Below are 8,814 nucleotides of genomic sequence, written 5' to 3'. Positions count from 1 at the left end.
ATTTTAATGAGGACTAAGGTTTGAGTTTGCATCGTTGCGACCGCCATCTTGTGTGGGCGGATCGTCGGGATTTCAACGAGCAAGGTTTCAACTGATGTAATCATTTCCACTCTACGCATTCTTGCATTGTGTATTTCATGTGGTATACCTTAAAAGAATGCAAAAATAGAGTCGAAGATCATTTTTGCATTTTAATATATTTTAAAGGTATGGAAGTCATGGAGCTTAGACATCTACGATATTTTGTCGCAGTGGTAGAAGAACAAAGTTTTACAAAAGCAGCAGAAAAGTTATTTATTGCGCAGCCACCATTAAGTAGACAAATTCAAAATTTGGAATCAGAGCTTGGCATTGCTTTATTTGAGCGAGGTAGCCGTCCATTAAAAACAACACAAGCCGGTTATTTCTTTTATCAGCACGCAGTGAAATTACTTGCCAATGCTGAAGAAGTTAAGTCTATGACAAAGCGTATAGGTCTAGTTGAACGTACAGTAACAATGGGGTTTGTCGGGTCACTGCTTTATGGGCTGCTTTCTAAAATTGTATATTTATATAGGCAGCAGCAACCCCACTTAAAGATTGAACTTGTTGAAATGACCACGTTAGAACAAGTTAAAGCACTCAAAGAGGGGAAGATTGATGTTGGATTTGGGCGGCTTAGAATTTCAGATCCAGCATTGAAGCGAATTTTGCTTCGTGAAGAGCGCTTAATGATGGCAGTGCATGCGAGTCATCCTTTAAGTTTAAAAAAAGAAGGTGTTTATCTATCTGATATTTCTGATGAAAATATTTTTTTATACCCTAGCCATACAACCCCTAGCTTTGCAACTCAAGTCCAAGCCTTGTTTGCAGAATATAATTTAGAACCTAAAAATATACGTTTGGTGCGAGAAATTCAGCTATCTCTTGGTTTGGTTGCAGCTGGTGAAGGTATTTGTATTGTTCCAGAAAGTGCGAAATCAATTCAGCTATCCCATTTGCTTTACATCCCAATTTTAGATGAAACTGCAGTAAGTCCAGTATTTATGACGATACGTAATCTAGATGAGAGCGAGGACATCATGTCTCTAATAGATTGTATTTACCAAGTGTATGATTTAGAAGCAATTAAGTATGATAGAAATTTAATTTAGATAGGGTCTAATACAATAATTAGACTTAGGTCTAAAGCTATTGGATAAAAAATAGCAATCAAAAATCTTAAATACTCAAAATAACTACGACTTTAGCTTATGCCCCGAAAAGGGGCTTAATTTTTTTTGATAAATTTCAAACAAATAATTTTAACTTTAAAGAAAAAGTAGGTTGCAATAAAAAATTCAAATTAGAAATTCTCAAAGAATTTTTTTTTTAAGTAATTATTCGTATAATTTTTATTCAATCATAATAGAAATAAGCCCTCGAGATTATTTAGACCTTGAAGGTATATATATAGATATATTCGGTTTTGGACATTTTTTCAGCTTTAAGTCAATGTTGCGTCATATTTTTGGAGAGTTTATTTGCAGGAGGCGCAACCTTGGAAGCAAACAAATTAAATATCAATCGTGTGATTGATGATGCTAAGTTCACACCATTTCATTGGGGTGTATTGTTTTGGTGCTTATTGATTATTATCTTTGATGGTTATGATCTTGTCATTTACGGAGTTGCATTACCTTTATTAATGCAGGAATGGGCATTAACTTCAGTACAAGCTGGATTGTTAGCAAGTACAGCTTTATTTGGGATGATGTTCGGTGCTATGTCATTTGGTACATTATCAGATAAGCTTGGTCGTAAAAAAACCATCATGATTTGTGTGGCAATCTTCAGTGGATTTACATTTTTGGGGGCATTTGCATCAAATCCGACTGAATTTGGTATTTTACGCTTTCTTGCTGGTCTGGGTATTGGCGGTGTGATGCCTAACGTTGTTGCTTTAATGACTGAATATGCACCTAAGCGAATTAGAAGTACTTTAGTTGCTCTTATGTTCAGTGGATATGCAATTGGTGGTATGACGTCAGCATTATTAGGTGCTTGGTTAGTTCCACAATATGGCTGGAAAATTATGTTCTATATCGCTGCATTGCCTTTAATCGCATTGCCGTTGATTTGGAAATTTCTACCAGAATCTTTGATGTACCTGACCAACAAAAACCAAACCGAGCAAGTGCGAATTAATGTAAAGAAAATCGCACCTGAAAAAAATATTACTGCTGACACTCAATTTGTATTAGATGAAGTCACAGCAGGTGATGAAGCTCCTTTAAAAGCGTTATTCCAGCAAGGTCGTACCTTTAGTACATTCATGTTTTGGATCGCATTCTTTATGTGTTTACTTATGGTTTATGCTTTAGGAAGCTGGTTGCCAAAACTTATGATTCAAGCGGGTTACTCCCTTGGTGCAAGTATGATCTTCCTATTTGCATTAAATATCGGTGGTATGGTGGGTGCAATTGGTGGTGGATATCTTGCAGATCGTTTCCACATCAAAAAAGTACTTACAATTATGTTCGTGTGCGGTGCACTTGCACTTATCCTTCTCGGCTTTAATAGTCCACAAATCGTGTTGTATACGCTAATTGCAATCGCGGGCGCTGCAACGATTGGCTCACAAATTCTACTTTATACATTCGTCGCACAATATTATCCGTCAACAGTTCGTTCAACTGGTATGGGGTGGGCATCTGGTATTGGTCGAATAGGTGCAATCGTAGGTCCAGTACTCACCGGTGCTTTGTTAACCATGGAACTTCCGCACCAAATGAATTTCTTGGTCATCGCAATTCCTGGTGTGATTGCAGCCTTAGCAATTTTCATGGTGAATCTGAAAAATTCAGTAGATGGTAAAATTGCTCAGGAAGAATCTGTACACTCTTCTAAAGTCGTAGAACAAACTCAGTAAAAATTCTTTATAAATAAGACAGCTGCCAGAAGGTGGCTGTTACTTAGACTTTTAAACCATTTTATAGGATAAGAGAGATTAGGATGATCTTTTCAAACAAACCTTTTACTTTAAGTTTAATCTCATTAGCTGTTTTAACATCTACTGCAGCATACGCGAATAGTCCACAACAGTCTGAAATAGAGCAACTACGTCAAGAAATTGAAGTACTTAAATCAATGATGGAACAACAACAGAAGAATGCTGTTGTACAGACAAAATCGATTGAGACATTAAAAACTGAATCTGTTAAACCCCAACCAAAACTCAATGTTGGTAAAGATACCACTTTTAATTTTTATGGAAATGTTCGTCTAGATGCTTCATATCAAGCTGAAGGTAGTGGGTTAGATCGCCTATATAATAATATTAATAAGGTTCCTTTAACCGGTAATAATGAGGCGAGTGATCAGCTTAAGTCGACTCTATCAGCAACACGTTTAGGTTTGGATATTCATAGTCAAATTAATGATAAAAAAGTTTCAGGTAAAGTTGAAGTCGACTTTTTGGGTGGAGCTGGATTAGATAATCTTCGTATACGTCATGCTTATATGAATTACGATAAATGGTTAATTGGTCAAACTTGGTCTAACTTTGCTGTGCCAGACTATATGCCTGAAACGATTGATGCCTTAGGTTATGTGGGTGGTGCTGTAAAACGTACACCTCAAGTTCGTTATAGTATGAGTTTAGCACCTGCAACAGGCTTGGTCCTTGCAGCAGAAGATCCAAAAGATGGATTATCTAAAATGCGTACACCTGCAGTCACAGCGCGATTGAATCATCAATTAAATGATGATGCTAAACTCAGTTTACGTACTATGGTCAATGAAAAGAAAACAGAAGTTGATGAAGTCGTTGCATGGGGCGTAGGACTTGGTATGCAATATAAATTAGCTCCTTCAACTACACTGAAAGCTGACTACTATCATGTAAAAGGAGATAGTAGTTTTGTTTCATGGACGAATCCTGGTATCAGCCGTAGCTCATCTGGTGAAATTTTAGATGAGAATGAATTTGACTCAATTACCATAGGTCTAACGCAGCAATTTAATCCTCAATGGCGTGGAACTGTTGGTTTTGGTTATATGAATCAAGATGTGACAAATGCTTATCGAGGTGGTGCAGTAAATCTGACAGAGATCAATAAGGAGCTTTGGCAAGGTTGGGTCAATGCATTCTATAGTCCGATCAACCCGATTAGCCTTGGATTGGAATATGTGTATGGTGAGCGTAAAGCTGTAGTATCTGCACCAAATGGTTCTAACACAGGTGAGGATAATCGTGTAAGTGCTGTAGCAATTTATAATTTCTAAATTATTCAAACTTGAATGATGATAAAAAGAGCGATTTTTCGCTCTTTTTTTATGGGATGGTTTTAGAGAATGTCAGAATAGATCCTAGAAAAAATAAAAATATAAAAGTACTATGAGATCTTATTTACTTTACATTTTCATCTACTAGGAGAAGGCGCGTTTCGTGTACGAATTAGATTGCAAATTACTCAGTATTTTTTTTCATGTTTATAAATTTAAAAGTGTCTCAGTTGCTGCTGAGCAATTGCAGATGAGTCAACCTGCTGTAAGTAATATTCTTAATAAAATTCGACAACATTATAACGATCCGCTTTTTTTAAGAATTGGGAATGAAATGATCCCTACGGAATTATCAAAGCAATTATTCCCATTGGTCAGTGAAGCATTAAGTAAAGTTGAAGCGATTAATAATTTTACGATCGATTTTGATGAAGCTATATCAGATCAACAATTCACCTTGGCGATGACTGATGTTTCGCATTTAGTATTACTGCCTAAGATTTCCCAATATCTAAAAGCAAAAGCATCTCATGTCAGATTAAATGTGCGTCCAATAACTTCTGAAACAAGTTATCAAATGGCAAATGGTGAAATTGATCTTGCATTAGGATTTCTGCCTCATTTGGAAAATGGCTTTTATCAACAAAAACTATTCGAGCAATATTATGTTGTAATTGCAGCAAAAGATCACCCTCGTTTAACGGGAGATTCAATCAGCAAAGAGCAGTATTTGGCAGAATCACACATTGATATTGATGCGGGAATGGGGCATTATCATATTGAAAATGAGCTGTTAAACCTTGAACTTAAAAGAAATATTTTAATGCGATTACCAAGTTATCTTGGTGTTGGTCTTGTTGTTCAAGAAACTGATGCGATTGCTACAGTGCCTTACTATCTAAGTGAAGTTTTATTATCACGAGGCAATTTAAAAATCTTTGATGCACCTATTGCTTTCCCGACATATGGTGTTAAACAATACTGGCATATGTCCTGTCATCATAAGACCAGCCATCAATGGCTTAGACATATGTTTCATGAAATCCTTGTAAAATAACACTCATAAATACTCTATGAGCAAGCGATTGGGGTTATATAGGTAGGCTATTCCTTAAATAAAAAATAGCCTAAGCTCTAAGCATCGATATTAATTTTTAACTAAACCGCCATCCACTATTAAATTTTGACCAGTGACAGCTTTGGAGTACGGTGACAAAAACATTAAAATGGCTGAAGCAAACTCATCAGGAGTGACTACTTTACGCAAGGGGGTAGCGGAAGCAATATAATCAAAAACTTCCTGTGGCGTGCTTTTACTTGCATCAGTTTGTTGAAGTAATCCACCAGACAACATATTGACATTAATTCCAAACTCACCTAATTCATGAGCACATGTTCTCGTCAATGCGAGAAGGGCAGATTTTGCAGTAGTATAGTCATGATATGGCACAACAGGATTTTGCACCAAGTTTGTTCCTATATTCACAATTCGACCGAATCGATTAGCTTTCATGTCGGCTAAAGCGGCTTGAGTGGTATTAAGGGCAGCTTTGACAGCACCCTCAAACTGAGTGTGCATATCATTCCATTGTATTTGTGAAATATTTGGTCTTGCATCCCCGTTAAATTTAAATCTAACGAGTGCATTATTCACAATTGAATGAATAGCTTCACCAAAATGCAGTTTGGCAGCGTTAAACATTTCTGAAACTTGATCTGCATCAGTAATATCCGCTTGATAACTAAAAACTTGATCAGGATGTGAAAGTTTTAATGTCTTAGCGGACTCATGACTACTATGATAATTGACAACGACACGAGCGCCTTCGCTCAATAATGCCTTGGTAATAGCCAAGCCAAGGCCTCGTGCCCCACCTGTAACGAGTACAATCTGTTCGTTTATTTTCATTTACACACAATCAATAAGACTTGGTGAAGATTGTATTTAAATAATAAGTAACTTCAACCTTTGATAAAGCAAAAATATTTATTTTTGAAATGAAATTTCTAATAGTTTGTGATGAATAAATCTGAGCTTGTCTAAGACTTTATCTGATAGCGTAAATGGGTATGCATCATCTAAACCCATACTGCGATTAAGTGCATTTAAGTTAAAAGTGATGGTTAACCAGTTTTGTAAAACAGTTTCAAAGTTTTTAGCACCAATCGGATTTTCTTCGATCGTCATACTTGGGAGATCAGCACGTTTAGATTGAACACTCAGACCCGCATAGTATGCTGTTTCTAAGGTATCCATCATATGTAAATAATGTGCCCAAGTCTCAGCCCAATCTTCCCATGGGTGAGCACTCGCATAGGAACTAATAAAATTTTTCTGCCAGTCTATGGGTGGACCTTCGTGATAATGTCGCTTTAAAGCCTCAGCATAATCTTGTCGTTCATCTCCAAACATTACTCTGAACGCATCAATCAGATCTGGTCGAAGCTGTTGAATGAGATCGAAATAGTAATGCCCGCTTTCGTGGCGAAAATGACCGAGTAGGGTTCGATAGTTTTCACCCATTTTTATTCGGGTTGTTTCGCGGTATACGACGTCTGCTTCGCTTGCATTTAATGTAATTGTACCTTGAGCATGACCAGTTAAAACAGGAAGATCTGGTTCGGGCATCAAAAAATTAAATCTAAGTCCAAATTGATCATGATCATTTTTTTTTGGTCTCGGCATGATATTTAGTTGTTGCATCATATAAAGGAAACGACGCTTCGCATGCTCTAATCTGCTCCAATAGATGGTGTGATCAGGATTATTTAAATTTGGAATAATAGAGGTTAGTTTGCAAGAGTCACAGTAAATATCAGAACTTTCTGCAGGAATCATCCAATTGCATACATGATGATGCAAATAATTAAAACAGGGTTTATAGAGTTTACTTTTGAATTTGGGATTAATAGATTTCCACAATTGACTAGTATGTTTATGGAAACTTCCCATTTCTCTTTCTTCTACAACATATCCTAAATTAATTCCACAATGAGTACATGTAGAATTCATAAAAAAGATTTGCCGATTGCACTGCGCGCAAGAAAAATATTTCATAAAAATTATTCATTTTTTTGAGATTATACCATTGCTTTTTTCAAAAAAAAATTTGTGTTTCTGATATTAAATAATGAAAATTAAAAGCAAGAAAAATGATGAACAATAAGTAATCAACGTATTGAATTTGTAAATAGCAGTATAATTAAGATCATTTAGTTACTGTATAAAATAAAATCAATTTTATTAAAAAATAGTGTGATGCAAATCACAATATATTGAAATATATGATTTTTAATCTAAAAAAATCTTGATTAGAAAACTAAATGATCGTTTAATGCTATCAAGTAAAATTTCTTTAAATCTATGGGTATTTTGTATATGCAAACTCAGATTATCTCAAAAAAAACCTTGAATAATACGATCACTTCAGAAAGCAATATAATTAAAATTGTTGAAGACTCAGTTGTAATGATCGACGTGGCTCCTGAAGATGTTCAAGAGCTGATTGTGAATGATAATCAGGTCATTATTAAACTTAATAATGGGGAAACAATAACCCTAGAAAACTTCAATTATGAAACATCTGATTTAGTTTTCCGTAACCAAAATAGTGAGATGTTTGTTCTTGATTTCAAAAATGTAGAATACAACCCTTTAGAAAGCATAGAAGCGTTACTAGAAGGTGGTGCTGGAACTGGCGCTACAATCTTAAATAATTGGTTAGCTGGTGGTGCACTTGCACTAGGTGCAGTTGGAGTTGGCGTTGCTGTATTTGATGCTGCTAATGGATCAAGTGACACAAAACAACCTTCCAAAGATCTCAGCAAATTAGTTGATGCAATCAATGATGCTAAAAATTCATTAAATCAATTGGATGGTGATGAAAAACAGCGAGTTGAAAATGCTATTAATGATGCAGAAGCTGTTTTAAAAGACCCAGAATCAAGTCAAGAATTACTTGACCAGACGGCTGATGATTTAATTTCTATTGTTGAAGATGCTTTAAAAGATCAAGAAGCTAAAGATGCTGCTAAATTAGAAGAAGCAATTAATAATCTTGAAGCTGATTTGGAAAATGCAAAGGATAAGTTGGAAAATGAAGATCCAAATGATCCATATACTGATGAAACTAGATCAGAATTAGAAAAAGAAATTGAAGAAGCTCAAAAGCTTGTAGATGACTTTAATAATAATATTGGTGACAAGCCAAGCATTGATGATGTAAATAATGCTCGTGATGAACTAAATAATGCTGTGGATAATCTTACTAATTTAGATTTTTCAGCAGCAACACAAGCGGTTCAAACTGCAGAAGCTAAGCATGATGAATTGGTAGAGGCAATTGCTGCTAAAAATGGTGTAATCAGTCCAGCAACGCAAGCTCAATTACAAGCGATCAAAGATCAATTAGATGCGTTGAAAGGTACAGCACAAGGCTTGGTTGATGCATTACCTGCATCAGCAGCTAAAGATGATCTAGATGCTCGTTTAGATGCTCTAGATACAGTTGTACCAGCAGTGAACGATACAGATAGCAATGGTATTGCTGATGATGTTGATGCCGCGAT

Annotated in this window: 7 protein-coding genes; 5 read left to right on the top strand and 2 right to left on the bottom strand. The window is 35.7% G+C overall.

Annotated elements, in window-relative coordinates:
• Positions 1 to 218 precede the first annotated feature (218 nt).
• The 4 genes from AC1M86_RS14655 to AC1M86_RS14640 all read left to right on the top strand — a co-directional run bounded on the left by AC1M86_RS14655 (position 219) and on the right by AC1M86_RS14640 (position 5,302).
• Positions 219 to 1,133, top strand: coding sequence for a LysR family transcriptional regulator (locus AC1M86_RS14655; RefSeq protein ID WP_035270297.1), 915 nt, complete (start codon positions 219 to 221; stop codon positions 1,131 to 1,133).
• 386 nt (positions 1,134 to 1,519) lie between these two features.
• Entirely contained in the window at positions 1,520 to 2,890 is a 1,371-nt protein-coding gene (locus tag AC1M86_RS14650; protein ID WP_035270292.1) for an MFS transporter, read from the top strand.
• Positions 2,891 to 2,973: 83 nt separating this feature from the next.
• Complete coding sequence (locus AC1M86_RS14645; protein ID WP_481608243.1) at positions 2,974 to 4,245, top strand: DcaP family trimeric outer membrane transporter; 1,272 nt, start codon at positions 2,974 to 2,976, stop codon at positions 4,243 to 4,245.
• A gap of 163 nt (positions 4,246 to 4,408) precedes the next feature.
• On the top strand, positions 4,409 to 5,302 hold the full coding sequence (locus AC1M86_RS14640; protein WP_092766282.1) for a LysR family transcriptional regulator: 894 nt from the start codon (positions 4,409 to 4,411) through the stop codon (positions 5,300 to 5,302).
• A 90-nt stretch (positions 5,303 to 5,392) separates the two neighbouring features.
• On the opposite strand, the gene AC1M86_RS14635 is transcribed toward AC1M86_RS14640, so the two are convergent.
• The gene (locus tag AC1M86_RS14635; RefSeq protein WP_180029055.1) at positions 5,393 to 6,154 is read right to left on the bottom strand and encodes a 3-oxoacyl-ACP reductase; all 762 of its coding nucleotides are present in this window, start codon (positions 6,152 to 6,154) and stop codon (positions 5,393 to 5,395) included.
• Between the two features lie 78 nt (positions 6,155 to 6,232).
• Positions 6,233 to 7,303 carry a zinc-binding metallopeptidase family protein gene (locus AC1M86_RS14630; protein ID WP_481588080.1) on the bottom strand — a complete coding sequence of 357 codons (1,071 nt, stop codon included), beginning with the start codon at positions 7,301 to 7,303 and terminating at the stop codon, positions 6,233 to 6,235.
• 321 nt (positions 7,304 to 7,624) lie between these two features.
• Between AC1M86_RS14630 and AC1M86_RS14625 the strand changes: the two genes are divergently transcribed.
• Positions 7,625 to 8,814 (top strand): BapA/Bap/LapF family prefix-like domain-containing protein (locus AC1M86_RS14625; protein ID WP_481608242.1); only part of this gene is annotated, 1,190 nt, incomplete at its 3' end.

Source organism: Acinetobacter sp. ANC_7654 (genome assembly GCF_056779855.1).
Note: the sequence above shows the minus strand (reverse complement) of the source record. Positions and strands in the feature narration are given on the sequence as shown.